Source organism: Nitratireductor sp. J20-h4, from assembly GCF_056780505.1.
This window is the reverse complement of record NZ_CM165557.1, coordinates 480,661-506,207: the sequence shown is the minus strand read 5'-3', so window position 1 is coordinate 506,207 and position 25,547 is coordinate 480,661. Positions and strand designations below refer to the sequence as shown.

The window sequence follows — 25,547 nt, the reverse complement described above, 5'->3', positions numbered from 1 at the left end:
TCGGATAAACCCTATCGCGGAGGCTACACATCGCTGATCACCCGCTCGCCGGAAAGGATGTGGACCTTGTAGCCCGAAAAGATCGTCTCGGTTTCGCCGGCCGCATACAGCGCCTGATAGGCCTCGTGCGGCACCAGAGCGTGTTTTTCATAGGCGCTCACACCCTGCCTGGCCGCCTCCAGGTCGTCGGTATTGATGAAAAACTCGTCGCGCGCCGGCGTGCTCGACCACAGGCCGCGCCGGCCTGGTTTCTCGCCCTTGGAAAAGACTTCCTGGATCGTCCAGGTCAAAAGCCAGGCGTTCTTGGGATCGCGCACCTTGTCGAGCACGTCGGCGACGGTGGAATTGTGCTCGGTAATGCCGGCCGAATAGAACGGCCCCAGCACAACGCGCCGCAGCTGTTTGGGATGCAGCGTGTCGAAATCCTTGTCGAGATTGCCGGCGATCGTCGCCGGCGACAGCGAATAGGCCGAGTTCTTTTCGGCGAAATCGTCGAAGCGATGCGCCAGATCCGGGTTGAGAAGCCCTTCGACCGGCAGGGGTATCGGCACGGTTTCGTTGAGCTTGCCGTCCCGCGTAACCAACGCGCCGACCATGTCGTCGGACGAATCCTCGATCATCGCCATGTAGACGAGCGGCAGGTTGGCCGTCCCGTCGAAAGCACCCCAATGGACCAGGCAATAGGGCCGCCCGGTTTTCGGATTGACCGAGACCCGGACCGTCTTGGGCAGGATGAACGGGGCGAAGACCAGACCGGTGCCGACATCCTGCAGATAAAGCCTTTCGGCCATCGAGCGTTGCAAATCGCTCGGAAACGCCTTGCGGCGCAGGATGAAATCGACCATCTCCGCGCGCAATTCGTCCGGTTTGGGGATCGCGGCCAGCTTTTCGTCGGCGGTGCGGCGGTCTTTTTCCAGTTCCATGACGTTCTGGAACACCGGAAAGCCGCTTTCGGCGCGCGAGATGCGGAACGACTGGGTGAAGCCGAGCCGGTTCTTCCAGCACGCAAACGAATTTTCCAGCCGCGCGATATATTCCGACACGACCTGCGCCACCAGGCCGTGGCCGTAAAGCGGCGAATTGTCGTGCCGCAAAAAAATGTCGAGCCCCTTCAGGGCGGCCGAAATGGCGTCGAAATAGCGGTTCGCGGCGGTGCTGGTGTCGGTCATGCGCGGGCGTTTCGACTACTGCTGCACGTAGTCGGCCGCATTGTGCTTTTTCATCACCTCATCGAAGCGCCGGGCGAACGCATCGTCGGCGAGCTTCTTGCGGCGCTGGATGTCGGCGGTGGTGACCATGTTCTTCTCGTGCAGTTCGAGCAGGTCGCCGATATGGCGCTGGGCGGCCGCGCCGATGCCGGCCATCGTCTCCTCGGCGGTGTTGTCGACCTGGCTGCCCAGCGTGTTGATGCGGTGGGCAACGTCCTGCTGGGCCGCCGTCTTCAAGGAATCCTCGAGCGCCTTGTACAGGACGATGCGCTGTTCGGTGTCGATGGTCAGCTTGTTGATCAGCGTGTTCTGGGCAGCGATCTGGTTGTTGAGCGAATCGACGAAGGTCTGGAACATCGAGGTATAGCGCTCGAGCGTCTGGCTTTCGGCCAGCAGTTCCTGCTCCTTGGCCTGCATTTCGTTATATTCGGTGGCGAGCTTGGAGCGCTCGCCCTCGAGTTCGGTGCGGTCGGCCTGGTTGGTGGAGGCGGCGATGCGGTTTTCGATGTCGAGCAGCATCGGGTTCAGTTCCTCGATGCGCTTTTGCGTCGTCGTCAGCGTGTCCATGGTCGTCTTGCGGCGCTCGATCACGTCGGCGAGGCTCGCCTCGGAGGTCTTGTAGCGCTCGTCCAGCACCTGTTTCTGATCGGTCAGGATGCCGACGATCGTGTCGGACTTTCCGAGCAATTCCTGCAGGTTTCCGGCCAGCGACATGTTGCGGACGCGCTCGGTGCGCATGCGCTGCTGGCGCTGCTTGGAAAAGAACCCGACAAAGGTCTCCCAGCCGGTATAGCTTTTCATGCTCTCGAACTCGGCGCCGAACACGTTGGTGGCGTCCTCGAGCCCGATAATCAGGTCGGCGATGTTCGCCTCCATGGTCTTTTGCTGCTTGAGCACGTCGGCGATGCGGGCGTTTTCAATGTCGAAATCGACTTCGCCGATTTTCTTGTCGGCCTGCGCGATCTGGTCCAGCACGATCCCGGACTGCTCGATCTTGGAGCGCATGTCCTCGACGGTTTTCCGGGTCCTGGCGATTTCGGCATCGAAATTCTGCAGGGTCGCCATCCAGTCTCTCCACTTCGCTGATCGATGCCGGCGGTCGCGCGGCGGTGGTTGAATATATGGGCCGAATGTTGCGATTGAAAGTCCGCTTGCCGTCAACGATCGCCTGGCGCTTTCAAGTCCGCCCGGCGGCCCTGCCCGTCAGCCGCGCGCGAAGCCGACCATGTCCTCGGCCGGCCAGCGGCCCATCTCCTCTTCCCAGTGGCGCCGGCACAAGGAGACGTATTTGTCGTCGCCGCCGATCACCACCTGTTCGCCCTTGCGGCTCACCTTGCCGTCGGGCCCGAGCCTGACGACCATCGTCGCCTTGCGCCCGCACCGGCAGATCGTGCGCACCTCGCGCAATTCGTCGGCGATCGCCAGCAGCGCGTGCGAACCGGGAAACAGATTGCCCTGGAAGTCGACGCGCAGCCCGTAGCACATCACCGGAACGTCGAGACGGTCGACGACGCGGGCAAGCTGCCAGACCTGCTCGTGCGACAGGAACTGGGCCTCGTCGACGAAGACGCAATGCACGATCGTGTGCGCGTGGTGCTCGGCGATGCGCCGGTAAAGATCGTCGCCGTGCCTGAACGTCTCCGCCCCGGCCGCCAGGCCGATGCGCGAGCCGATGCGGCCCTGGCCGGCGCGATCGTCGAAAGCGGCAATGAACTCCATCGTCGTCATGCCGCGTTCGCGATAATTGTAGGAGGCCTGCAGAAGCATGGTCGACTTGCCGGCATTCATCGTCGCGTAGTGAAAGTAGAGTTTGGCCATGCCCCCTTTAAGCGCAGTCGGCCGTTCGCGGGGAGATGTTCCATTGCGGACCCGGCATAAAATCACTGGTCATCCACGCAATTCGTGCAGATTTGTCGCAACAAGCACACGGCGCGGCGGTGTCATCACGGGCACAGCGCTTGAATCGACCGCAAAATGGTGTTTGGTTCGCATACCCAACAAAAGGAGTGCGCACCAATGCCGTCGCGCTCCGATAAGGCGTCTCAACGGGAGAAAATTCATGCACCGCACCAAAACCTTCGCCATCGCGCTCGGCCTGAGCGCCGCGCTGTCGGCTCACGCCCAGGCCGCCGACCCTGAAAGCTGCAAGGAAGTGCGCTTCTCCGATGTCGGCTGGACCGACATCACCGCGACGACGGCGGCGGCCTCCGTCATCACCGAGGCGCTCGGCTACCAGCCCAGCGTGGAAATCCTGTCGGTTCCCGTCACATACAGATCGCTGGCGTCGAACGATATCGACGTCTTCCTCGGCAACTGGATGCCGACCATGGAAGCCGACATCCGTCCCTATCTCGACGACGGCACGGTGGAAACGATCACCACCAATCTCGAAGGCGCCAAGTATACGCTGGCGGTGCCGAAATACACCTTCGACGCCGGTCTGCAGAATTTCAGCGACATCGCCACGTTCAAGGACAAGCTCGACGGCCAGATCTACGGCATTGAGGCCGGCAATGACGGCAATCGCCTGATCCTCGACATGATCGAGAACGACACGTTCGGCCTGTCGGGCTTCGAACTGGTCGAAAGCTCGGAAGCCGGCATGCTGTCGGCGGTCTCCAAGGCGGTCGGCAACAAGGAGGACGTGGTCTTTCTCGGCTGGGAGCCGCATCCGATGAACGCCAATATCGAGATGGCTTACCTTGCCGGCGGCGATGACGTGTTCGGCCCCAATTACGGCGGCGCCACCGTGCACACCAATGTGCGCGCCGGCTACACCACGGAATGCCCGAATATCGGCAAGCTGCTCGAGAACCTCGTCTTTTCGCTGAAAATGGAAAACGAGATCATGGGCGCGATCCTCGATGACGGCGCCGAGCCGAAAGCCGCGGCGACGGCGTGGCTGAAGGCCAATCCCGACGCGATCGCGCCGTGGCTGGACGGCGTGACCACGCTCGATGGCGGCGACGGCATGGCGGCGGTCAAATCGGCGCTGGGCATGTGATCGCCGATCGCGGCCGCGGGGGCGCGGCCGCGACGAAACCGGTTCGTGGCGTGCTGGCGCTGGATGCCGCCGGCGGGCAAATGGGCGTAGACAGTCGTGCGTGTGGCGGCGATTGCCGGGCGCGGCGAGACAGGATGGGCATGGGTGCGCCGACCGGCGGCGCATCCGGTGGGGGCTAAGACATGGATCCGATTTCGGACTGGATCGCCAGCGTCAAAATACCGATCGGGCGCTGGGGCAAGCAGTTCTTCGATTTTCTGACCAGCAATTTCGAGTGGTTTTTCGATTCGATCGCCGATGGGCTTAAATTCGTCCTCGACGGTCTCGTCGACATACTGCTGCTGGCCCCGCCGGTGGTGCTGGTCGCCGCGATCGCCGCCCTCGCCTGGTACCTGCAGAAATCGTGGAAGCTCGCCCTGGCCGTCGCGCTGGGGCTTTTGTTCATCGTCAACCAGGATCTGTGGAAGGAAACCGTCGAGACGTTCGTCCTCGTCGTTGCCGCCGCCGCCGTGTCGATGGCGATCGGCGTACCGATCGGCATCTGGGCCGCCCACAAGGAAAGCGTCTACCGCTTCATGCAGCCGCTGCTCGACCTGATGCAGACCCTGCCGACCTTCGTCTACCTGATACCGGTGCTGATCCTGTTCGGCCTCGGTATTGCTCCGGGCCTGATCGTGACCGTCATCTTCGCTTCGCCGGCGCCGATCCGGCTGACCTATCTCGGCATCACCTCGGTGCCCAAACCGATGCTGGAGGCCGGCGAAGCCTTCGGCGCCACCAAACGCCAGCTTCTGTGGAAGGTCGAACTGCCAGCGGCGCTGCCGACAATCATGGCCGGGCTGACCCAATGCATCATGCTGTGCCTGTCGATGGTGGTGATCGCTGCGCTGATCGGCGCCAACGGCCTCGGCAAGCCGGTCGTGCGGGCGCTGAACTCGGTCAATATTCCGCTCGGCCTGGAAGCCGGCCTGGCGATCGTCATCGTGGCGATCATCCTCGACCGCATGTCGCGTATCGGGCGGGGAGACGCCAAATGAGCACGGCGGTCGAGTTTCGCGATGTCGACATCATCTTCGGCGAGCAGCAGGCGGCCGCGCTCGCCCTGCTCGACAAGGGCGCCGACCGGGCCGAAATCCTAGACGAGACGGGCAGCGTGCTCGGCTGCGCGGGCTGCAGCCTGACCGTCGAGGAAGGCGAGATCTCGGTGCTCATGGGCCTGTCGGGCTCGGGCAAATCGACCCTGCTGCGCGCGGTCAACCGCCTGAACGCGGTCACGAGGGGCGAAGTGATCGTGCATGCCGACAACTGGCAGGCCGATGTGGTTTCCTGTTCGGAGGCCGAATTGCGCAAGATCCGCCGTGAATGCGTGGCGATGGTTTTCCAGCAATTCGCCTTGCTGCCCTGGCGCACGGTGGCCGAGAATGTCGGCTTCGGCCTGGAACTGGCCGGCGTGCCGGAAAAGGAGCGGCGCGAACGAGTGGCGCGCCAGCTCGAACTCGTTCGCCTCGACCAGTGGGCGGACAAATATGCGCATGAATTGTCGGGCGGCATGCAGCAGCGCGTCGGCCTGGCCCGCGCCTTCGCCACCGAAGCGCCGATCCTTCTGATGGACGAGCCGTTTTCCGCGCTCGACCCCCTCATTCGTACGAAGCTCCAGGACGAATTGCTGCAGCTCCAGAGCGATCTGAAAAAGACGATCATCTTCGTCAGCCACGATCTGGAGGAGGCGCTGAAGATCGGCAACCGCATCACCATCATGGAGGGCGGGCGCATCGTGCAGTCGGGTTCGCCGGAAGAGATCGTGCTGGAGCCGGCCAACGACTATGTGCGCGACTTCATTTCCAACGTGAATCCGCTTTCGGTGCTGACGGCGTGGAACGTGATGCGCGACCGGCGCGACCTGGATATCGGCAGCGACGGCTGGGTCTGGCTCGACCGCCGGCAGACGACCCGCTTCCGGCTCGACGAAAACATGCTGGTCATCGGCGCCGAGCGCAACGGAAAGCCCGCCATCTGGGCGGCGTGCGACCCGCTGGAAACCCTGCCGGAGGACACCCATCAGGTCTACTGGGCCAAACCGGGCACGACATTGAAGGCGGTCATGCACGCAATGCACCAATCGCAGACCGCGCCGGTTGCGGTGTTCGACGAACAGTCGCGCTTCATCGGCGCGATCGGCATCCGCGACGTGCTCGGCGCCGTGCTGCGCCGGTAGCGCGGCGGGGCGAGCCGCAGCGGACCCGGCAAGCGCTCCGACTATTCGTCGTGCATTTTGTGCCGGGTTTTCCAGAAATCCGCGCATATTGTCACGTTTTTCGTACCGTCAATAACAGCGCGGCAAATATTTCACGAACTTTTGAAATACTCATAAGAGACCTTACAATCGAAAATCGGCGGGGATAACTTCAAAACAGCCAATCTTCAACGGACGCCGATGACGGTGCGCATTCTCCGGCCTGCGGGAGGAAATCAGCCCCACCATCCTGGCGCTGGCAAGCCTGCTGGTGGCGCTGTCGATGCTGCTGTTGAGCCATGCTGGAGATGATCCGGCGCCGCAACGAGCGGCTGCGCGACATGTCTGCGGGCTGACCGAAGCCGGTTACCCGTAGGGAGCGCGGCGCGCACGGGCAGCAAACGACCGGCGCGCCGCGTCGTTTGCCGCCGGCGCCGCGCTGTGGCGGGGCGTTCGCGCAACCGATCGGATCCGTGCCCGACCCTATCCGCGGTTTTCCGCTTGATCGTCACCGCAATCGACCGGCACTGTCGCCGCCCGGCTTGCGCAGCCGCCTCGGCCGGCGCTACGATGAGACTAGATGGTTCTATTTCATAACATTGCTGGAGGAAACTCACCATGAATCCATCGGGCGAAGTTGCGATCGTCACAGGCGGCGGCTCGGGACTGGGCGAGGCGACGGCGCGGGCGCTGGCCGCCAAGGGAGCCAAGATCGCCATTCTCGACGTCGGCATGGAGCGCGCGCAGAAAGTCGCCGACGAGCTTGGCGGCATCGCCGTGCGCTGCGACGTTTCCAGCGCCGAGGGCGCCGAAGCCGCGATCGCGGAAGTGGCCGAAAAGCTGGGCGGACCGCGCATCCTGGTCAATTGTGCCGGCATCGCCATCGCGATGAAGACCACCGGCAAGGACGGCGCGCATTCGCTCGACGCCTATCGCAAGGTGATCGAGGTCAATTTGATCGGCACGTTCAACATGATCCGGCTTTTTGCCGTGCGCTGCGAGAAGCTGGAGCCGCTGGATGGCGGCGAACGCGGCGTGATCGTCAACACCGCTTCCGTTGCCGCGTTCGACGGGCAGGTCGGACAGGTGGCCTATTCCTCTTCCAAGGGCGGCGTGGTCGGCCTGACCCTGCCGGTGGCGCGCGACCTGTCGCGGGCCGGGATCCGGGTGTGCACCATTGCGCCGGGCATTTTCCGCACGCCGATGATGGCAGGCCTGCCGGAAGAGGCGCAGCAATCGCTCGGCCAGCAGGTGCCCTTCCCGCCGCGTCTGGGCGAACCGTCGGAATATGCCGCGCTCGCCTGCCACATCGTGGACAACCAGATGCTCAACGGCGAGACCATCCGCCTCGACGGCGCGATCCGCATGGCGCCCCGCTGAACCGAGGACGGCGGGCGATGGAGAGCACGCAGAGCACCGGACCGCTCGCCGGCCTCAAGGTCGTCGAGATGGCGGGGATCGGCCCGGTGCCGCTCGCCGGACTCATGCTCGCCGAGATGGGCGCACAAATCGTGCGCGTCGAGCGCCTGCGCGGCGGACGCCCGTTCCTGAACATCCCCGAGGCCTTCGATCTCGACCGCCACGGTCGCGACACGCTCAGGATCGATCTCAAGCACCCCGACGGCGCTGCGCTGGTACGCCGCCTCGCCGCCGGGGCCGACGTCCTCATCGAGGGCTACCGACCCGGCGTCATGGAGCGGCTGGGGTTGGGGCCGGAGGTGCTATGCGCCGACAATGCCGGGCTCGTTTACGGTCGCATGACCGGATTCGGCCAGGACGGGCCGCTCGCCGAACGGGCCGGGCACGACCTGACCTATCTGGCCCTGTCCGGCGTCCTGCACGCAATCGGCCCCAAAGACGGCAAGCCGCTGCCGCCCCTCAATCTCGTCGCCGACTATGGCGGCGGGACGATGTTTTTGATCGCCGGCGTGCTGGCCGCCCTGGTGGCGCGGGCGCGCACCGGCAAAGGCCAGGTGGTGGACGCGGCGATGATCGACGGCGCTTCCATGCTCGCCGCACCGTTCTTCGCCTTCATGGCGGCCGGCATCTGGCAGGACAGACGTGGCGCCAACCTGCTCGATTCGGGCTGCCCGTTCTACGACACCTACGAGACGGCCGATGACAAACATGTCGCCGTCGCCTGTCTGGAGCCGCAATTCTTCGCCGAATTCGCGCGCCTGCTGCCGCTCGAGGAGGGCCTGGCCAAGGCGCAGTACGAAACGGCGCGCTGGGACGAGATGCGCGCCGCGATCGCCGCCAGGCTGCAATCCGAACCCCGCGACCACTGGGCGGCCCTGTTCGCAGACAGCGATGCCTGCGTCGCGCCGGTGCTGTCGCTTGCCGAAGCGCCGACGCATCCGCACAACCGGGCGCGGGCGACCCATATCAAGACCGGCGGCCTGACCCGGCCCGGCCCTGCCCCGCGTTTCGCCGCAACCCCGTCCGGGGCGTGCGGACCGGCGGTCAAACGGCCCGCATCCGCTATTTTGAGCGATTTCGGCATCGAGGCGGCCAGAGCCGCTCCTCTTGTCGACGCGGGCATTCTCGGTGCATGAACGGCTGCAACGATGCGGCCGCTCCGCGGGACAAAAATGACCGAGAAGAAATCCGACCCGATCCGTGAGACCGATGCCGACGCCATCAGGCTCGCCGGCACGCTGATACGCACCGCCCGCTTCGGCGCGCTGGCCGTGCTCAACCCAAAGACCGGAGCGCCCTCGGTCAGCCGGGTGGCGACGGCGACCGATCTCGACGGTACGCCGCTGATCCTGGTCTCGGCATTGTCCGGCCACACCGCCGGGCTGCTGGCCGACCCGCGCTGCTCGTTGCTGCTCGGCGAGCCCGGCAAGGGCGACCCGCTCGCCCATCCGCGCATCACGCTGAGCTGTCGCGCCGAAAAGCTCGACCGCGACGCCCCGGTGGGCGCGCGCGCCCGCCGCCGCTACCTCAACCGGCATCCCAAGGCGAAGCTCTATGCCGATTTCGGCGATTTTTCCTTCTTCCGGCTTGCCCCTCAGAGTGCGAGCCTGAATGGCGGCTTTGCCCGGGCCTATCTGCTGGAACGGGCCGACCTCATCGCCGACCATCCCGCCAACACCGCCCTTGCCGACACCGAACAGGGCGCGATCGATCACATGAATGCAGACCACGGCGACGCGGTTGCTGCCTATGCGCGCCATTTCGCCGGCGCCAGGGACAAGCGACGCTGGTTCCTGACCGGCATCGACGCGGAAGGGCTGGACATTGCCAGCGGCGACACGACCCGGCGGATCTTCTTCGCCCGCCCCCTGGCGGACGCCGCCGACTTGCGCGGCATTCTGGTCGATATGGCGAAAACGGCGCGAAATCACAACGCATCCACGACTTCGTGAGGCGAAGCGCCATTATTTGGCGCGCCTGCGCTTTCGTCCGCATCGAATCTGGACTAACTTCATTGATACAGGGGGTAACGGCCGGGTATGGGGCATCCGGTTGGATCGGTTTCCGATCCCGGCTTCCTGAAAAAAAACGATCAGATCAATCCCCTCGCAGGAGGCGGACATTGGCACCAGTACAACTCTTGGCTCATGCCGACACCGCAGCAGAATTTCTAACCGCGTTCGCAAACAGCAAGCGAATACAGATCATGTGCGAGATCCTCGGGCGCGAATTGCCGGTCGGGGTGATCGCCTCGAAGGTCGGGCTCAGCCAGTCCGCGCTCTCGCAGCACCTGGCCCGGCTGCGCAATCTCGGCCTGGTGCACACGCGCCGGGACAAACAGACCATCTATTATTCCTGCGGGTCGGAGGATGTCAGAAGGCTGTTCAAAGCCCTCGACGACATATTCGCCGACGATGATGAGCGCGCGGTTTCAGAAAAGCGCTGACCGCCGCATGCGCGCGGGCACAAATGCCTTCGGCGCGACCGGACCCGGTTCACAGCTTCGCCGATTTGACCGATGATCGGGTTTTGCTATCGGTACCGGATTCTCCCCATATGCCAGCCGAAATCATTCCCGTCGACGATCCGGCCGACCCCCGGCTTGCCGCCTATCGCGACATTCGCGAACGCGACCTCGTCGGCCGCCAAGGGCGTTTCATCGCCGAAGGCAAGGTCGTGCTCAATGTCTTGTTGCGCCACAGCAGGTTCGAGACGGAATCGCTGCTCCTTCTGGAGAACCGTCTGGCCGGCGCCCGCGGGCTGATCGAGGCCGCGCCCGACGGCGTGCCGGCCTATGTGTGCCCGGCCGCCGTGCTCGACGCGGTGGCGGGCTTCCACGTCCATCGCGGCATTCTGGCGATCGGCCGCCGGGGCCCGACGCGCGACCTCGATACGGCACTCGGCGCACTCGGAGACAACGCGCTGGTGGTCGTGCTGACCGGGCTTGCCAATCACGACAATATCGGCGCCATCTTCCGCAACGCCGCCGCCTTCCAAGCCGATCTGATCGTTCTCGATGCGACAGCGGGCGATCCGCTCTACCGCAAGGCGATCCGCGTCTCGGTCGGCGCGGCGCTGAAGGTGCCGTTCGTGCGCGCCGGTGCCGTGGAGGAGATAGTCGACCGTCTTTCCGGAAACGGCTTCGACTGCCTGGCCTTGTCGCCGTCGGGCGGCACGGCCATCGGCGCGTACCGGCCCGGCCGGCGCCGGGCGCTGTTTTTCGGCAGCGAAGGTCCAGGACTGCCTGAACCGGTGATGCGATCGATGCGCACGGTGCGCATCCCGATGTCGGAAGAGTTCGACAGTTTGAACGTGGCGGCTGCCTCCGCCATTGCCCTGCACCGGCTCTGGCACGAAGCGGACTCAGGGAACTCAGCGGACTGAAGCCGCGTCCTTAAGCGCGCGTACGCGCTCTGCAAGGCTGGTCACCGACGATCCCGTGCCGCCAGAGGCGGTATGCGCAGCCCCTTCGCCGGCCTTCGCCAGTTCCTCGCTGATCGGCGAATCGGGACCGTCGAGCATCTCGGTCAGCTTGACGACCTCCGCGGCCAGATCGTTGATCTGCTCGCGCAGCAACGCGTTTTCGCGGCGCTGCTCGTCCCAGTCGTCGGAGCGGGCACGCGCATGGGTCGACAATTCGGTCTTGAGCTTGCGGTTCTCGCGCAGGATGAGCTTCATGCGCTCTTCGAGCCGTTCGCGCTGCTGATCGACCCTGGCGACCGCCTTTTCGACATCGCCGCCGGTCGCCCCCGAGAGCAGCGTCGACATCTGCAGGGTTAGATCGGCGACCTCGGCTTCAAGCTGGACCCGGTTCTTTTCCGATTCGGCAAGCTCGGCGCTGAGCTCGCTCTCCGTCTTGGACGAACCCTTGAGCTGCCCGCGCAGGCGGGCGAGTTCACTTTCGCGCCGGTCGAGTTTGTCTTCGCGGTCGCTCAGCGTCGTGGTCAGGCGCTCCAGCTTCTTTTCCAGACCGCCGCTCTTCTTCTTCTCCGCGCGCAGGCTTTCCTGCAGAACCTTGCTGTCGCTGACCGCATCGCGCAGGCGCCGTTCGGCGTCCTTCCTCTGCTCGCGCAAGGTGCCGACATCGCCGGAGACGCGCTCGAACTCCGCCTCGCGCGCGACCAGCTCGATCTGCCGGTTGCTGGCAGCAAGGCTGGCCTCGTCATACATGCGCCCGAGCTTGTCGAGTTCGACCGCCTTGTCCTCGATATCACGCTCGGTCTCGGCCAGCCGCTCGCCCAGGCGCTGCAGGCGATCCTCGCGCTGGCGCAGTTCGTCGCGCAACGCGCCGGCCTGCTTTTCCAGCTCGGTAATCGCCTCGTTCTTTTCCGCGCGCTCGGCGGCCAGCTTCTTGAGCTGTTCCTGATTGCGGTTGATCTCGATGATCTGATTGGCGGCCTTTTCGCGAAACGTCTGGATGCTCATTTCCAGGCGTCGGGTCGACATGGCGAATTCCGCGCGCATGCGATCCTTGTCGGCTTCGATTTCGCCCAGCGACAACGGCACCGACGCCTCGATCCGCCTTCTGGTGAGCGCAACGGCGCGTCGCCACAGCGCGGGCGCGATCATCAGCGCGAGAAAGGCCGCGCACAAAAACCCCAGGGAGAAGAACAGTGTGGATTCGATCAAGACCGACCGCCCGCCAAGCTTCGCGTCATGGTTGCCCGCCGACAAGATGCCACGGCGACGCCGTTACGATCCATAGCGCAGCGGCATTTACTTTGCCTTAACGTTAAGGCCCGGGCCTGCCGCGCGCAGGCCGGGCTCAGAACGGATTCCAGGTCGGGCGCTGGGTGAGCTTGAGATAGCCGATATTGACGCCCAGCCGGGCGCCGACGCCGGTGCGAACCGGGATCAGCAGCATGTCGCCATGCTTGAGTACGTTGAAGCCCGCTCCGGCGACAACATAAGCGGACCCGGCTACCCCGATGAACCGGCGGTAAAGACCGTCGACGGTCTGGAGGTCGTAGACGAGCATCATCGTGCGCGAGCCCTGGCCGCCGAAATCCCAGCCGATCGACGGTCCCTGCCAGAACACCGGGTGGTCGCCCGCATTCTTGGTGTAGAGGTTGCCCTCGCCGTAGGTCAGCCCGCCGACGACGGCACCGGAACCTTCCTCGCCGAGAATATAACCGTTGGGCGTGCCGTAGGCGGAGAAGATCTTCTCGATCACCGTCGCCAAACCGCCCGAAGTGGCGCCGAAAAACCGGTGACCTGATTCGACGATTTCCTGGGAGGAATACCCGTCTTCCGCAGCCGTGCCCGGCGACGGCGCCGTCACCAGCGCCGCGACGGCGAGAAACGCGGCGGCGAACATCTGACGGACCTTTGTCCGGGTCTTCTGCAAATCTCTCAAATCGGTCTCCCTTGCCGAGCGGCGTGGCCGAATGTCTGCGCCGACAGGGCGGTTGGCAGCGACGCGCGCGGGCTCGCGCCGGCCCGCGAGCGGTCGACTTTTCGTGGTTTGACGCTCTTCATGATTGCCGAAACCTGGTTACCAAACGCTTTCCAGGCGGCAACTAAGCGAATGAAGATGGCGCTTCGAAGGCCGGAAGATACGCGCGCGCACGGCGCTTTTGTTGCAGCGGCCCCCACCATGTGTAACGAAACGGACCGGCATGGAACCGGTGATTCGCGCCGGATACCCTGTAGCCGAAATGGGCGTTATTTCAGGCGGGGCCGACGCGACAAGCCACGGCGTTCCGTTTGCGCGAGGAGAAACGGTCAATGTCCGAACTGTTCACACTTTCCGCTCCCGACCTGGCCGCCCTTCTGTGCAGCCGCGTGTGTCACGACATCATCTCGCCCGTCGGCGCGATCAATAACGGTCTGGAACTCCTGGACGAAGGCGGAGCCGACGAGGACGCCATGGCGCTCATCCGCCAGAGCGCCCGCACCGCCTCGGCGCGGCTGCAATTCGCACGGATCGCGTTCGGAGCGGCGGGATCGGCGGGCATGCAGATCGACACCGGCGACGCGGCCTCGGTCGCGGCGGCTTTTTTCGCCAACGAGAAACCCGAACTCGAATGGAACGGCGCACGTGCGCTCCTGCCCAAGAACGAGGTCAAGCTGCTGTTGAACCTGGTCATGGTCGCCGCCGGCGCCATTCCGCGCGGCGGGCGCCTGGCGGTCGATCTGGCCGATCTCGAAACCAGCCCCCGCTTCACCATCAAGGCGACCGGACCGATGGTGCGCGTGCCGCCCAAATTTCTCGAAATGCACTCGGGCACGAAACCCGAGGAGCCGATCGACGCCCACGCCGTGCAGCCCTATTACACATTGCTGCTGGCGCGCGAGGCCGGCCGGACGATTTCGATCCGCGCCACGGCCGACGACGTGACGCTGACGGTCGCCTGACCGGCCGCGCGCCACGCCGCAACGGCCGCCGCGCCCAATTCCGGCGACCGTTCAAATTTTGGGTACCGACCTAGCCAATTCCTTTACGATCTCGCTCTAGGATGCGGTTGGGGTAGCCGGAATGCCGGCAATTTGGGCCGAGATCAGGGATTGGGACGATGAAACGCTGCATGATCATCGACGACTCCAGCATCATCCGCAAAGTCGTCAACCGGATTTTGGGAAGCCAGGACACCGTGGTCGTGGAAGCCTCCAACGGCACCGACGCGCTGGCCATGTGCGCCACGCAGATGCCCGACACGATCATTGTCGACTGCGTGCTGCCCGACATGGCCTCGAGCGACTTCATCCGCGACGTCAAGGCGTTGCCCGATGGCAAGAACGTGCGCATCCTGATCTCGATCCTGGAGTTCGATATCGGGACAATCATGCGGGCCAAGCGCGCGGGCGCGAACGGCTACATGTTCAAACCGTTCAACCGCACACAACTCGTCGAGCGGTTTCGCGAACTGCAGGAAGCCGCGTAAGAAACCAGCGCGCCGGGGTTTGGCCGCCCTTTATGGCTTTTCCGGTGCGTTTCGGGCCGCTCGGCACGCGGCCGTCCGGCTTCCAACGCCGCTGCGCCGCGTCACAAAAGGCAAATCCAGGCAGACCCGGAACGAAAAATGCCCGGCACTGCCGGGCATTGTGTCCGATCGTCAAGGCCGGTCAGGGTCAGGCGCTGGCGCGCACTTCCTCTGGCTCGCGCAGCACGTAGCCACGGCCCCAGACCGTCTCGATAAAGTTCTGGCCGCCGGAGGCCGCATCGAGCTTCTTGCGCAATTTGCAGATGAAGACGTCGATGATCTTCAGTTCAGGTTCGTCCATCCCGCCGTAAAGGTGGTTGAGGAACATCTCCTTGGTGAGCGTCGTTCCCTTGCGCAGGGAAAGAAGCTCCAGCATCTGATATTCCTTGCCGGTCAGATGGACACGCTGGCCGCCGACCTCCACCGTCTTGGCGTCGAGATTGACGATCAGGTCGCCGGTGGTGATGACGGACTGGGCGTGCCCCTTGGAGCGGCGCACGATGGCGTGGATGCGCGCCACCAGCTCGTCCTTGTGGAACGGCTTGGTCATGTAGTCGTCGGCGCCGAAACCGAGGCCGCGCACCTTGTCCTCGATGCCGGCGAGGCCGGACAGGATGAGGATCGGCGTCTTGACCTTGGAAAGCCGCAGCGTGCGCAGGACCTCGTAACCGGACATGTCCGGAAGATTGAGGTCGAGCAGGATGATGTCGTAATCGTAGAGCTTGCCGAGGTCGACACCTTCTTCACCGAGATCGGTGGTGTAGACGTTGAAGCTCTCCGACTTGAGCATCAACTCGATGCTCTGCGCCGTGGCACCATCGTCTTCGATCAAAAGGACGCGCATTTCATTCCCCTTCTCTGCCGCCCGACCGCCGTCGCGGCTCGACCGTCCCGGGAGCAGCCATTACGTGAATCGGAGGCTGCCAGCAAATGGTTAACAAAATCTGATTCAGTCTGGCAAGCGCAGGCCAAACGTTTAGCACGTTTTGTCACCTTCTTGAATCCACACATGAATCTTCAGCCACACTCGTTAAAGTCCTGGTTTAGGAAATCGGTACAACCGACTCGGAGGACTCAGCTTGCCGGTTTCGTCCCCGGCGGACCGGATTTCTTTACCGGGCCTTAAGCCCTCCTCACTATGATTAACGGTGCCCGTAAACGAATGGTTACCGCGACAGAGAAAGTTGAGGATATCTGTAACGGTGGCAGCGACCGGGAGAAGGCGCGGCGAGTTGGGTGTGCGCGTTCGTGAGTAGCGTATTGTGGAGTGTGGGTAATGAAGTCACGTGGAAACCTGGTCCGGCTGAAGCAATTCAAGGTCAGCGAGAGCCGCCGGCAATTGGCTCAGCTTGATGCGATGATTGCCGATTTCGACCGCATGGCAGCCGAACTGGACGCCCAGATCCTGCATGAGGAAAAAAAGTCCGGCATCACCGACATCTCGCATTTCGCGTATCCGACTTTCGCGAAGGCCGCACGCCAGCGTCGGGACAATCTCAACAATTCGCGGCTCGACCTGATCGAGCAAAAAGCCAATGCCGAAGCGGTGTTGGCGGAAGCGGAAGCCGAGCTCGCCAAGGCCGAGCAGCTCGAGACCCGCGATGCGCGGGTGCGCGAGGCCGAAAGCGAACTCCGCCGCGCCATCGTCGGCTGATCCACAAGACCAAAACCGCCACACTCCTCGGTCCGCCCGGCGAGCGGACATGCCTTCCCGATCGCACGCGCAAGAACCGGATTACGCCCAGTCCCTGCGCAGGACGCGACTCCCCTTGCCGACATCGCTGCAGTATAGGGCCGGGATGCGTTATCTCCTGCCCGCCCTGCTGTTTATCGCAACCTTGAGTTTCGCGTTCGGGATTGCCCTGCCATTGCTGCGCGTCGAACGGCTGCTGGTGTTCACCGAGGAACCGTCGCTCGCGGGCCTGGTCTTCGGCCTGTGGACCACGGGCGACCGCTTGCTGGCGCTGCTCGTCGGGCTGTTTTCGATCGCGTTCCCGACCTTGAAACTCGGTCTGCTGCATGTCGCGGCCTATGCCGGCGACGGAGCGCACCGGGCGTTGCCGCGCTGGCTGGCGGCCCTGTCCAATTGGTCGATGCTGGATGTGGTGCTGGTCGCCCTGGTGATCTTCGCCGCCAAGACGAGCGGCCTGGCCGCCGCCGCCGCGCAGCCCGGCCTGTGGTTTTTCGCCGCCTCGGCGGTGTTGACGGCAACGGCGGCGGCGCTTGTGCGCCGCCGGCCATAGCCGGCCTAGTGGCGATATTGCTGGATGCGTGTCGTGCGCAGGCCGGCCAGGCCGTATTCATCGATCGAGGCTTGCCAGGATAGAAATTCCTCGACGGTCAGCGTATAGCGCTGACAGGCTTCATCGAGACTGAGCAAGCCACCGCGCACCGCCGCCACAACCTCCGCCTTGCGGCGGATCACCCAGCGCCTTGTGTTCGAAGGCGGCAGGTCGGCAATGGTGAGCGGGCTGCCGTCTGGCCCAATAACGTACTTAACGCGAGGTCTAACCAGATCGGTCATTGCACTCTCTGAACTACTCACTCAAACACCAATCTTCTCCAAACTAATCCCACAGCTTTAAAAAAGCGCTAAACGCTCCACACGGCGTTGTCGCGAAACGAGACTGGATAAAACTTGAACGATCGGGCCCCCTACGGCGGGCGCAATCAGCTTTGTCCGAGCGAACCTGGCGCCAACTGGCGGTGGCGGTCCGCTTGACCTATCTTAGGTGTGTTGGCATTACCGCCGCGACTTCGAACGACGAGCCGTATCGATCATGAACAGCCTCGACCTCCCGGGCCGCCCGCAGGACACACGCGTCGTCGTGGCGATGTCCGGCGGCGTCGATTCCTCCGTCGTCGCCGGGCTTCTGAAGCGTGAAGGCTACGATGTGATCGGCATCACGCTGCAGCTCTACGATCACGGCGAAGCCGCGCACCGGGCCGGGTCGTGTTGCGCCGGCCGCGACATCGAGGACGCGCGGCGCGTGGCGGCAACGCTTGATATGCCGCACTACGTACTCAACTACGAGAAGCGTTTTCGCGAGGCCGTGATCGACCCGTTCGCGGCCAGCTATCTGTCCGGCGAGACGCCGATCCCCTGCGTAGCCTGCAACCAGACCGTCAAGTTCGCCGATCTGCTGGCGACCGCGCGCGAGCTCGGCGCGGACGCGCTGGCTACCGGGCATTACATCCGTTCGCGCGCCCATGGCGCGCACAGGGCGCTGTACCGCCCGGCCGACGCCGATCGCGACCAGAGTTATTTCCTTTTCGCCACCACGCAGGAGCAGGTCGATTATCTGCGCTTTCCGCTTGGCGGGATGGCCAAGAGCGCGGTGCGCGCGATGGCCGAGGAGATGGGGCTGAGCGTTTCAGGCAAGCAGGACAGCCAGGACATCTGCTTCGTGCCGCAGGGCCGCTACGCCGATATCATCGCCCGGTTGAAGCCGGAAGCGGCCACGCAGGGCGACATCGTCCATATCGACGGGCGCAGGCTCGGTCGCCATGAGGGCATCGTCAACTATACGATCGGGCAGCGTCGCGGGATCGGGATTGCGGCCGGAGAGCCGCTTTACGTCGTCGAGCTCGACGCCCAAACCGCTCGCGTCATCGTCGGACCGCGCGAGGCGCTCGAAACCCGCCAGGTGACGCTGCGCGATTTCAACTGGCTGGGCGACGGAACACCCGATGCTCTGCCGGACGAAGGCATGGAGGTCTTTGCAAGGGTGCGCTCGACCCGGCCGCCGGGACCGGCCATCCTGCGTTGGCGCGGCGATGCGGCGGTGGTGGAGCTTCCCGACGGCGAAACCGGCGTGGCGCCGGGTCAAGCCTGCGTGCTTTATTCCGATTCCGGCGATGAGGCGCGCGTGTTCGGCGGCGGTTTCATCGAGCGTTCGCGTCGCGCGGACGACGCGGAAGCCGCCCTGGCGCGTCTGCGCACCGAGCCGGCGCACGACTGAAGCAGCCAGCCGCGGCGTGCGCGTTGACCGGCGCGCCGGTCCTGTCCGGATCAGTCGTGAATAACGGTTCCGGCGGTCAGGATTTTCAGAACCGTGACCGCTTCCTCCCCGGTGGTGCGCGGCTCGGCGCGCGTTTCGAGACAATCGATGAAATGCTCGAGTTCGCGGGTGAGCGGCATGCCCTGCTGCACCTCGACGTAGGACGGCTCGTTTGCGGTAAACGCCCACTGGCCGGAATCCTGCCAGACCGCATGGCGATAGACGGCGAGTTTACGCTCCCAGGGCTCGACGTCGTCGAAGACCGCCATCGCCTTGGTTCCCACGACCGTCAGCCGCCTTTCCCGATAGGGGTTGAGCCGCGAGGTAAACAGGTGGCCGCGCACGCCACCGGGAAAAAGCATGTGCAGATGCGCAAAATCGCTCAGATTGTCGAGGATCGCGGCACCTTCGCCGCGCACTTCCAGCGGGGCGGTGCCGGTAATCGCCAGAATCATCGACAAATCGTGCGGGGCGAGATCCCACAAAGCGTCGTTTTCGGTGTGGAACTTCCCCAGACCGAGCCGGTGCGAATGAATATATCTGACCTCGCCCAGCTCGCCATTGTCGATCAGCGCCTTCAGGGTCTCGAAGGCGGGGTGGAACCGCAGCACATGGCCGACCATGAAAACGCGATGATTTTCCCGCGCCGCGGCGACGATACGCTCTGCATCGGCGACGGTAAGCGCGATCGGCTTTTCGACCAGCACGTCCTTGCCGGCCTTGACCAGCCGTTCGGCGAACTCGGCGTGATATTGCGGCGGCAGCGCCAGAACCACCGCATCGACGTCATCGCGAAGGTGGAGTTCCTCGGGCGCGATGGCCAGGCATTCCTGCTCGCTGGCAAAACCTTCCGCGCGCGCACCATTGGCGTCCGAGACGGCGTGAAGGACGCCGAGCTTCTTGAGAGTCCGGATGTGGTTGCTCCCCCAGTAACCACATCCGAGAACTGCAATACGTGGCGCCATAAGTCGCTAGCCTGAAAGGTTTGGCCTGACATATCCATCGCCCGGCGCGAACTCAACCCCCACGCCCCGTTTGCGACCATGCCGCCGGCGCCCGTTATCCCCCGCGCGGCAGGGTCCGCCCCATACCGGCCGGGCCGGTCGCGGAACGCTGTCAGCGCCGTGACCACCGCCACCCAAACGCACCCGAGCGATCCACGCGACGAACGCCACGCGCCGACCGTAGGCGGCGCGTGGCGGGAATGCGCCGTGCTCAGGCGAGCGTGTAGGCGGTCTTGACGGTCGTGTAGAATTCCGCGGCGTAGCGGCCCTGCTCGCGCGGCCCGTAGCTGGAACCCTTGCGTCCACCGAACGGCACGTGGAAATCGACGCCCGCGGTCGGCAGATTGACCATCACCATGCCGGCCTCGGCATTGCGCTTGAAATGGGTGGCGTGCTTCAGGCTGGTGGTGCAGATGCCCGAGGAAAGCCCGAAGGGCGTATCGTTGGCGACCGCCAGCGCTTCCTCGTAATCCTTGACCCGGATGACCGAGGCCACCGGCCCGAAAATTTCCTCGCGCGAGATACGCATTGTGTTGCTGGCTTCGGTGAACAGCGCCGGCTGCAGGTAAAATCCCGGCGTCTCGCGGTTGAGGCGCTCGCCACCGAAGGCGAGCCTGGCGCCCTCGTCGCGACCGATCGCGATGTATTTTTCGTCCTGCGCCAGCTGGTTCTCGTCGACCACCGGGCCGATCTGCGCGCCGTCCTTGAGCGCGTTGTCGACCACCAGCGCACGCAGCTTTTCAGATACCGCCTCGACGAAGCGGTCGTGAATGCCCTGCGTCACCACCAGCCGCGAGGAGGCGGTGCAGCGCTGGCCGGTGGAGAAGAACGCGCCGTTGACGGCGCAGTCGACCGCGGTCGCCAGATCGGCATCGTCAAGCACGACCAGGGGATTCTTGCCGCCCATCTCGAGCTGCACCTTGCGCATGTGTTCCGCGCAGGCGGCCGCGACACGCTTGCCGGTCGCCACCGAACCGGTAAAGGTGATGGCATCGACGTCGGGGCTGTCGAGCATGGCCTGGCCGACGACGGAGCCCTTGCCCATGACAAGGTTGAGCACGCCCTTGGGCAGGCCGGCGCGATGGAGAATGTCGACGATCGCCCAGGCGCAGCCGGGCACGAGCTCGGCCGGCTTGAAGACGATTGTGTTGCCGTAGCAAAGCGCCGGCGCGATCTTCCAGGCGGGGATGGCGATCGGAAAGTTCCACGGCGTGATGATGCCGACGACGCCGACCGCCTCGCGGGTGACTTCCACCCCGACGCCCGGCCGGACCGACGGCACGGTTTCGCCCGCCAGTCTCAGCGCTTCGCCGGCGAAGAACTCGAAAACCTGACCGGCGCGCACCGTCTCGCCGACACCCTCGGGAAGCGTCTTGCCTTCCTCGCGGGCCAGCAGTCGGCCGAGCTCGTCCTTGCGTGCGAAAATCTCGTCGGCAGTCCTGCGCAGGATCGCGTGACGTTCCATCAAACCCGACCGCGACCAGGCCGGAAACGCGGCCCGCGCGGCCCGGATGGCGCCGGCGGCGTCGTCGGTCGTGGCGCGCGCGTAATGGCCAACCAGGTCGTTGGTATCAGAGGGATTGATGTTTGCCACCCCTTCGCCGTCCACCCAAACGCCGTCGATGAGGTTGCGATGCAGTTCCGCCATATGGTCTGTCCTTGTCCTATTATTTTGAGCCGGATCGGCCCGCTGTCACGTGCGCGCCGTCCAGCGCGGTTTCCTGCCCCTGCGTCAACGAAAGATGTACGGCAGCGGCCGTTCGCGGGCCGGATCGACGTGGAGAACACCGACCAGATATATGACTGATATATGATTAGCGCAATCGGCGTTTCGCCCCGGCTACCGGGCGGAGCCGCTGAGGAACTCGACGCACATGTCGACGGCGGCGAGGCGCTCCTGCCGATCCGGATGCGTCTTCAGCAGGGCTTCTCCCAGCATGAAGGACTGGGCGATGGCGGCGCGGCGGCGCGCCTCACCACCCAAAAAGCCGAGTTCGCCCATCAGTTCGAGAAAAAATTCGGACCGCATCTCGTCGACCTTGCGAACCGTTTCGGCGGCGAGCTTCTCGCGCCGCGCCCAGGAGCGCACCGCGAGCTCGATATCGGCGCCGTGCTTGTCGGGCGGCGTGTTGGCCGGCAGCGACAGCAGCCGCGCAAGCCGCTCCTTGCCGCTGCCCTCTTCCGAGCGGGCCCAGCGCGTCACCTGAATGGTGGCACGGTCCATCCAGTGCTCCAGCACGCACTCGACCAGATGCTGGCGGTTGCGGAAATGCCAATAGAAACTGCCCTTGGTGACTCCGATCTCGCGCGCCAGTTCCTCGACCCGGATATCGTCGAAATTCGCCTTGGCGATATGGCGGAACGCCGCGTCGATCCATTCGCGCTCCGTCAGCCGGTTGCCGCCCGCGCCGGGACTGCGAAGACTGGGCTCGTTACGATCGGACGTAATCGACATGTAGGCACCGGTGGGAATTGGTGTTTTCGAGCAGGATCGGCAATACCATACGCAACCGTATTGACATGTTTTCTCCTTTACGGCAACGTTCGGAAAATAAACAAAAAACAACATACGCTACCGTATAGGGTTTTTCCGCAATGCAACATTCCATGTGACTGGATTTGTGCATTGCAGCGTGCGCCGGGCTGGACTTCATGCCACGGATATCGCGCCGGGGCCGGTCTCGACGCCGACCCAGACCATAGGGCGGCGCCCCGCATCGAGGCGGGGCGCGCTCAACGCAACAGGGAGGTCTTCGATGAAAGTGAAATTCGCGCTTGCCGGGCTCTGCGGCCTTTTCGCCGCCACACCGGCGCTTGCCGACATCTCGGTGTGCATCACCGTTTCGGCCACCGGCCCGGCAGCCTCGCTCGGCGTACCGGAAAACAACACCATCCCGCTGCTGCCCAGTGAGGTCGCCGGCCAGACGATCAATTACACCTCCTTCGACGACGCGACCGACCCGACCGCGGCGGTCAAGAACGTGCGCAAATGCATCGAGGAACAAAAAGCGGATCTCCTGATCGGTTCGTCGACGACGCCGACAACGATCGCGGTCGCAGGCGTTGCAGCCGAGACCAAGACACCGGTGCTCACGCTTGCGCCGGTCGGCCTGCCGGAGGAGTCCGAGGTCTGGGCGTTCCGCACACCGCAGCCGGTGAGCCAGATGGCGGGGGCGCTCGTGGAGCATATGACGGCGAACGGGGTCAAGACACTCGGCTTCATCGGCTATGCCGACGGCTACGGCGAATTGTGGCTCAACGTCATGAACAAGGCGCTCGAAGGCACCGGCATCGCGATGGAGCCGATCGAACGTTTCGCGCGCAACGACACCAGCGTGACCGGCCAGGTGCTGAAGCTGGTGGCGGCCCGGCCCGACGCCGTGCTGGTGGTGGCCTCGGGCACACCGGCGGCATTGCCCAATCTGGCGCTCGCCGAACGCGGCTATGAAGGCCAGATCTACCATACCCACGGCTCGGCCAGCCTCGACTTCATCCGGGTTGCCGGCGCGTCGGCCGAAGGTACCATCCTGCCCGTCGGCCCTGTCGTGGTCGCCGCCCAATTGCCCGATTCCCATCCCTCCAAGGCGCTCGGGGTCGAATACACCAAGGCTTACGAGGCCGCGCATGGCGAGGGCTCGCTGTCGTCGTTCGGCGGCCACATGTTCGATGCCGGCCAGATCATCCTGGCAACCGTGCCGGTCGCCATGGAAAAGGGCGCGCCGGGCAGCGAAGAGTTTCGGGGCGCACTGCGCGACGCGCTGGAAAACATGAGGGAGGTCGTCGGCGTCCACGGCGTCTTCAACACCTCTGCCAACGACCATTACGGCCATGACGAACGCAGCCGCGTGCTGGTGACGGTCGAGGACGGGGCCTGGAAATACATGGAATAGGCGTCGGCATGGTCGCCACGGCGAGGAGTTCCGGCCCGATGTCTGCCCTGTTTGCCGAACCGCAAGTGCGCATGACCCGGCGCGATGACGGCTCGATGATCCTGTCGAGCCCCGTCGCGCTGCCCGAGCCGGCGCGCTGCGTCGGCGCATGGCTGGTCCGCTGGGCCCGGGACGAACCGGAACGGATATTCCTCGCCGAGCGCGGCGATCCCGCCGCCGCGTGGCGAACGATCAGCTATGGCGATACGCTGACCAAGGTACGGGCGATCGCCGCCTTTCTGCTCAAGCGCGGGCTCTCGCAGGAGCGCCCGGTCGCCATCCTGTCGGACAACACCATCGACCACGCGCTGCTGGCGCTGGGAGCCATGCATGCGGGCATCCCGGTGGCCACCGTCTCGCCGGCCTATTCGCTGATGTCGCAGGATCACGAAAAACTGCGCGCCATGATCGCGCTGGTGGAGCCGGGACTGGTCTATGCCAGCGACGAGGCGCTGTTTTCGCCCGCCCTTGCCGCGATCGCCGACCGCCACGACGGTCTCGTCGTCACCAGCCGCCGCGCCGAAGACGGCACGGCGACCGGTTTTGACGCGCTTTTGGCCGAAACCGACGAGGCGGCCGTCGACGCTGCCTTCGCCGCCGTCGGCCTCGACACGACCGCCCGCTACCTGTTCACCTCCGGATCGACCGGCGCGCCGAAAGCGGTGATCAACACCCATCGCATGCTGACGGCGAGCCAGGAAGCCAAGGCACTGACCTGGCCGTTTCTGGCCAGCGCGCCGCCGGTGATCGTCGACTGGCTGCCGTGGAGCCACACGTTCGGCGCCAACCACAATTTCAACCTGGTGCTGCGTAATGGCGGCACGCTTCATATCGACGCCGGCAAGCCCGCCCCGCATTTGTTTCATCACACGGTCGCCAATCTGAAGGAGGTCGGCCCCGACATCTGTTTCAACGTGCCGCGCGGCTTCGACATGCTGATCGGCGCGCTGCGCGAGGACGCGGACCTGCGCCACCGCTTTTTCACCCGTACCAAGATCATCTTCTATGCCGGCGCGGCGCTGCCGCAGAACCTGTGGGCGGCCTTGGAAACCATGGCGCGCGACACCACCGGCGTCGCAGTGCCGATGGTGAGTTCCTGGGGGTCGACCGAAACCGCGCCGCTCGCCACGGACTGCCATTTCCAGGCCGAGCGCAGCGGCAATATCGGCATTCCGGTTCCCGGTACCGAACTCAAGCTGGTGCCGGCCGGCGACAAGCTCGAAATCCGGGTGCGCGGTCCGAACGTGACGCCGGGTTATCTCAAGAACGACAAGCTCACGCGGGCCGCCTTCGACGAGGAAGGGTTTTACAAGATCGGCGACGCCGTGCGGCTCGCCGACCCCGAGCGGCCCGAACGCGGGCTTTTCTTCGACGGCCGCGTGGCGGAGGATTTCAAGCTGATGTCGGGCACCTGGGTCAGCGTCGGCGATCTGCGCGTGCAGGGCATCGCCGCGCTCGACCCGGTCGCCCAGGACATCGTCGTCACCGGGCACGATCGCGAGGAGGTCGGCTTCCTGGTGTTTCCCAACGTCGCGGCCTGCCGCAAGCTGGCCGGGCTCGACGACGACGCGCCGCTCAGGGACGTGCTCCGTCACGACCGAGTGCGCGCGCATGTGCGCGACGGCCTGGCGGCGCTCAAGGCGCGCGGCGGCGGCTCCTCGCGCCATGCGACGCGGGCGCGCCTGCTTGAGGCGATGCCAGCCGTCGACGCGGGCGAAATCACTGACAAGGGCTATATCAACCAACGCGCCGTGCTCGCCCGCCGCGCCAATGAGGTAGAACGCCTGCATGGCGACGAACCGGCCGATTTCATCGGCCTCGAATAA

The 25,547-nt window shown here is 64.6% G+C and carries 25 protein-coding genes; 15 read left to right on the top strand and 10 right to left on the bottom strand.

Annotation, left to right across the window (positions count from 1 at the left end):
- Positions 1 to 23: 23 nt before the first annotated feature.
- From ACT2B0_RS02470 to ACT2B0_RS02460, 3 genes are all read right to left on the bottom strand, one after another.
- Positions 24 to 1,169: a hypothetical protein gene (locus tag ACT2B0_RS02470; protein WP_473461064.1), complete on the bottom strand. Its 1,146-nt coding sequence runs from the start codon at positions 1,167 to 1,169 to the stop codon at positions 24 to 26.
- 15 nt (positions 1,170 to 1,184) lie between these two features.
- Positions 1,185 to 2,273, bottom strand: a complete 1,089-nt coding sequence (locus ACT2B0_RS02465; protein WP_473461062.1) for a hypothetical protein — start codon at positions 2,271 to 2,273, stop codon at positions 1,185 to 1,187.
- A 138-nt stretch (positions 2,274 to 2,411) separates the two neighbouring features.
- On the bottom strand, positions 2,412 to 3,026 hold the full coding sequence (locus ACT2B0_RS02460; RefSeq protein WP_473461060.1) for a thymidine kinase: 615 nt from the start codon (positions 3,024 to 3,026) through the stop codon (positions 2,412 to 2,414).
- A gap of 241 nt (positions 3,027 to 3,267) precedes the next feature.
- Between ACT2B0_RS02460 and ACT2B0_RS02455 the strand changes: the two genes are divergently transcribed.
- The 8 genes from ACT2B0_RS02455 to ACT2B0_RS02420 all read left to right on the top strand — a co-directional run bounded on the left by ACT2B0_RS02455 (position 3,268) and on the right by ACT2B0_RS02420 (position 11,248).
- Positions 3,268 to 4,212 (top strand): choline ABC transporter substrate-binding protein, encoded by a 945-nt coding sequence (locus ACT2B0_RS02455; protein WP_473461057.1) that lies wholly within the window; start codon positions 3,268 to 3,270, stop codon positions 4,210 to 4,212.
- A gap of 182 nt (positions 4,213 to 4,394) precedes the next feature.
- Positions 4,395 to 5,249 (top strand): choline ABC transporter permease subunit, encoded by an 855-nt coding sequence (choW, locus tag ACT2B0_RS02450; RefSeq protein WP_473461055.1) that lies wholly within the window; start codon positions 4,395 to 4,397, stop codon positions 5,247 to 5,249.
- Positions 5,246 to 6,427: a choline ABC transporter ATP-binding protein gene (gene choV / locus ACT2B0_RS02445; protein WP_473461052.1), complete on the top strand. Its 1,182-nt coding sequence runs from the start codon at positions 5,246 to 5,248 to the stop codon at positions 6,425 to 6,427. Before choW ends, choV begins: the two co-directional genes overlap by 4 nt.
- A gap of 636 nt (positions 6,428 to 7,063) precedes the next feature.
- Positions 7,064 to 7,825, top strand: a complete 762-nt coding sequence (locus ACT2B0_RS02440) for a 3-hydroxyacyl-CoA dehydrogenase (protein ID WP_473461050.1) — start codon at positions 7,064 to 7,066, stop codon at positions 7,823 to 7,825.
- Positions 7,826 to 7,842: 17 nt separating this feature from the next.
- Positions 7,843 to 9,000, top strand: a complete 1,158-nt coding sequence (locus tag ACT2B0_RS02435) for a CaiB/BaiF CoA transferase family protein (RefSeq protein ID WP_473461047.1) — start codon at positions 7,843 to 7,845, stop codon at positions 8,998 to 9,000.
- A 36-nt stretch (positions 9,001 to 9,036) separates the two neighbouring features.
- Positions 9,037 to 9,816, top strand: coding sequence for a HugZ family pyridoxamine 5'-phosphate oxidase (locus ACT2B0_RS02430; RefSeq protein ID WP_473461045.1), 780 nt, complete (start codon positions 9,037 to 9,039; stop codon positions 9,814 to 9,816).
- A gap of 170 nt (positions 9,817 to 9,986) precedes the next feature.
- Complete coding sequence (locus ACT2B0_RS02425; protein WP_473461043.1) at positions 9,987 to 10,310, top strand: ArsR/SmtB family transcription factor; 324 nt, start codon at positions 9,987 to 9,989, stop codon at positions 10,308 to 10,310.
- A gap of 110 nt (positions 10,311 to 10,420) precedes the next feature.
- On the top strand, positions 10,421 to 11,248 hold the full coding sequence (locus ACT2B0_RS02420) for a TrmH family RNA methyltransferase (RefSeq protein WP_473461041.1): 828 nt from the start codon (positions 10,421 to 10,423) through the stop codon (positions 11,246 to 11,248).
- Here the strand turns inward: ACT2B0_RS02420 and ACT2B0_RS02415 are convergent.
- Together ACT2B0_RS02415 and ACT2B0_RS02410 are read right to left on the bottom strand one after the other, a co-directional pair.
- Positions 11,237 to 12,493 carry a coiled-coil domain-containing protein gene (locus ACT2B0_RS02415; protein WP_473461038.1) on the bottom strand — a complete coding sequence of 419 codons (1,257 nt, stop codon included), beginning with the start codon at positions 12,491 to 12,493 and terminating at the stop codon, positions 11,237 to 11,239. The two genes, ACT2B0_RS02420 and ACT2B0_RS02415, sit on opposite strands and share 12 nt — an antisense overlap.
- A gap of 136 nt (positions 12,494 to 12,629) precedes the next feature.
- A complete protein-coding gene (locus ACT2B0_RS02410) occupies positions 12,630 to 13,181 on the bottom strand; it encodes a DUF1134 domain-containing protein (RefSeq protein ID WP_473466213.1) in 552 nt (183 codons plus the stop codon).
- Between the two features lie 410 nt (positions 13,182 to 13,591).
- Between ACT2B0_RS02410 and chpT the strand changes: the two genes are divergently transcribed.
- Both chpT and ACT2B0_RS02400 read left to right on the top strand, forming a co-directional pair.
- Positions 13,592 to 14,221 (top strand): histidine phosphotransferase ChpT, encoded by a 630-nt coding sequence (chpT, locus tag ACT2B0_RS02405; protein ID WP_473461034.1) that lies wholly within the window; start codon positions 13,592 to 13,594, stop codon positions 14,219 to 14,221.
- A gap of 158 nt (positions 14,222 to 14,379) precedes the next feature.
- Positions 14,380 to 14,748, top strand: a complete 369-nt coding sequence (locus ACT2B0_RS02400) for a response regulator (protein ID WP_473461031.1) — start codon at positions 14,380 to 14,382, stop codon at positions 14,746 to 14,748.
- Positions 14,749 to 14,935: 187 nt separating this feature from the next.
- On the opposite strand, the gene ctrA is transcribed toward ACT2B0_RS02400, so the two are convergent.
- A complete protein-coding gene (ctrA, locus tag ACT2B0_RS02395) occupies positions 14,936 to 15,631 on the bottom strand; it encodes a response regulator transcription factor CtrA (protein ID WP_106572178.1) in 696 nt (231 codons plus the stop codon).
- 432 nt (positions 15,632 to 16,063) lie between these two features.
- On the opposite strand from ctrA, the gene ACT2B0_RS02390 reads away from it, so the two are divergent.
- Together ACT2B0_RS02390 and ACT2B0_RS02385 are read left to right on the top strand one after the other, a co-directional pair.
- On the top strand, positions 16,064 to 16,441 hold the full coding sequence (locus tag ACT2B0_RS02390; RefSeq protein WP_473461028.1) for a flagellar export protein FliJ: 378 nt from the start codon (positions 16,064 to 16,066) through the stop codon (positions 16,439 to 16,441).
- A gap of 145 nt (positions 16,442 to 16,586) precedes the next feature.
- Positions 16,587 to 17,030 carry a paraquat-inducible protein A gene (locus tag ACT2B0_RS02385; protein WP_481658444.1) on the top strand — a complete coding sequence of 148 codons (444 nt, stop codon included), beginning with the start codon at positions 16,587 to 16,589 and terminating at the stop codon, positions 17,028 to 17,030.
- Between the two features lie 5 nt (positions 17,031 to 17,035).
- On the opposite strand, the gene sciP is transcribed toward ACT2B0_RS02385, so the two are convergent.
- Positions 17,036 to 17,311, bottom strand: coding sequence for a CtrA inhibitor SciP (sciP, locus tag ACT2B0_RS02380; RefSeq protein WP_156713504.1), 276 nt, complete (start codon positions 17,309 to 17,311; stop codon positions 17,036 to 17,038).
- Positions 17,312 to 17,567: 256 nt separating this feature from the next.
- Here sciP and mnmA point away from each other — a divergent pair, with 256 nt between their 5' ends.
- Positions 17,568 to 18,749 carry a tRNA 2-thiouridine(34) synthase MnmA gene (mnmA, locus tag ACT2B0_RS02375; RefSeq protein WP_473461022.1) on the top strand — a complete coding sequence of 394 codons (1,182 nt, stop codon included), beginning with the start codon at positions 17,568 to 17,570 and terminating at the stop codon, positions 18,747 to 18,749.
- A 50-nt stretch (positions 18,750 to 18,799) separates the two neighbouring features.
- On the opposite strand, the gene ACT2B0_RS02370 is transcribed toward mnmA, so the two are convergent.
- The 3 genes from ACT2B0_RS02370 to ACT2B0_RS02360 all read right to left on the bottom strand — a co-directional run bounded on the left by ACT2B0_RS02370 (position 18,800) and on the right by ACT2B0_RS02360 (position 22,247).
- The gene (locus ACT2B0_RS02370; protein ID WP_473461019.1) at positions 18,800 to 19,753 is read right to left on the bottom strand and encodes a Gfo/Idh/MocA family protein; all 954 of its coding nucleotides are present in this window, start codon (positions 19,751 to 19,753) and stop codon (positions 18,800 to 18,802) included.
- A gap of 250 nt (positions 19,754 to 20,003) precedes the next feature.
- Entirely contained in the window at positions 20,004 to 21,440 is a 1,437-nt protein-coding gene (locus ACT2B0_RS02365) for an aldehyde dehydrogenase family protein (protein WP_473461016.1), read from the bottom strand.
- Positions 21,441 to 21,632: 192 nt separating this feature from the next.
- Complete coding sequence (locus tag ACT2B0_RS02360; RefSeq protein WP_473461014.1) at positions 21,633 to 22,247, bottom strand: TetR/AcrR family transcriptional regulator; 615 nt, start codon at positions 22,245 to 22,247, stop codon at positions 21,633 to 21,635.
- Between the two features lie 301 nt (positions 22,248 to 22,548).
- Between ACT2B0_RS02360 and ACT2B0_RS02355 the strand changes: the two genes are divergently transcribed.
- Both ACT2B0_RS02355 and ACT2B0_RS02350 read left to right on the top strand, forming a co-directional pair.
- Positions 22,549 to 23,682 carry an ABC transporter substrate-binding protein gene (locus ACT2B0_RS02355; protein WP_473461011.1) on the top strand — a complete coding sequence of 378 codons (1,134 nt, stop codon included), beginning with the start codon at positions 22,549 to 22,551 and terminating at the stop codon, positions 23,680 to 23,682.
- 38 nt (positions 23,683 to 23,720) lie between these two features.
- Positions 23,721 to 25,547: a feruloyl-CoA synthase gene (locus ACT2B0_RS02350; protein ID WP_473461008.1), complete on the top strand. Its 1,827-nt coding sequence runs from the start codon at positions 23,721 to 23,723 to the stop codon at positions 25,545 to 25,547.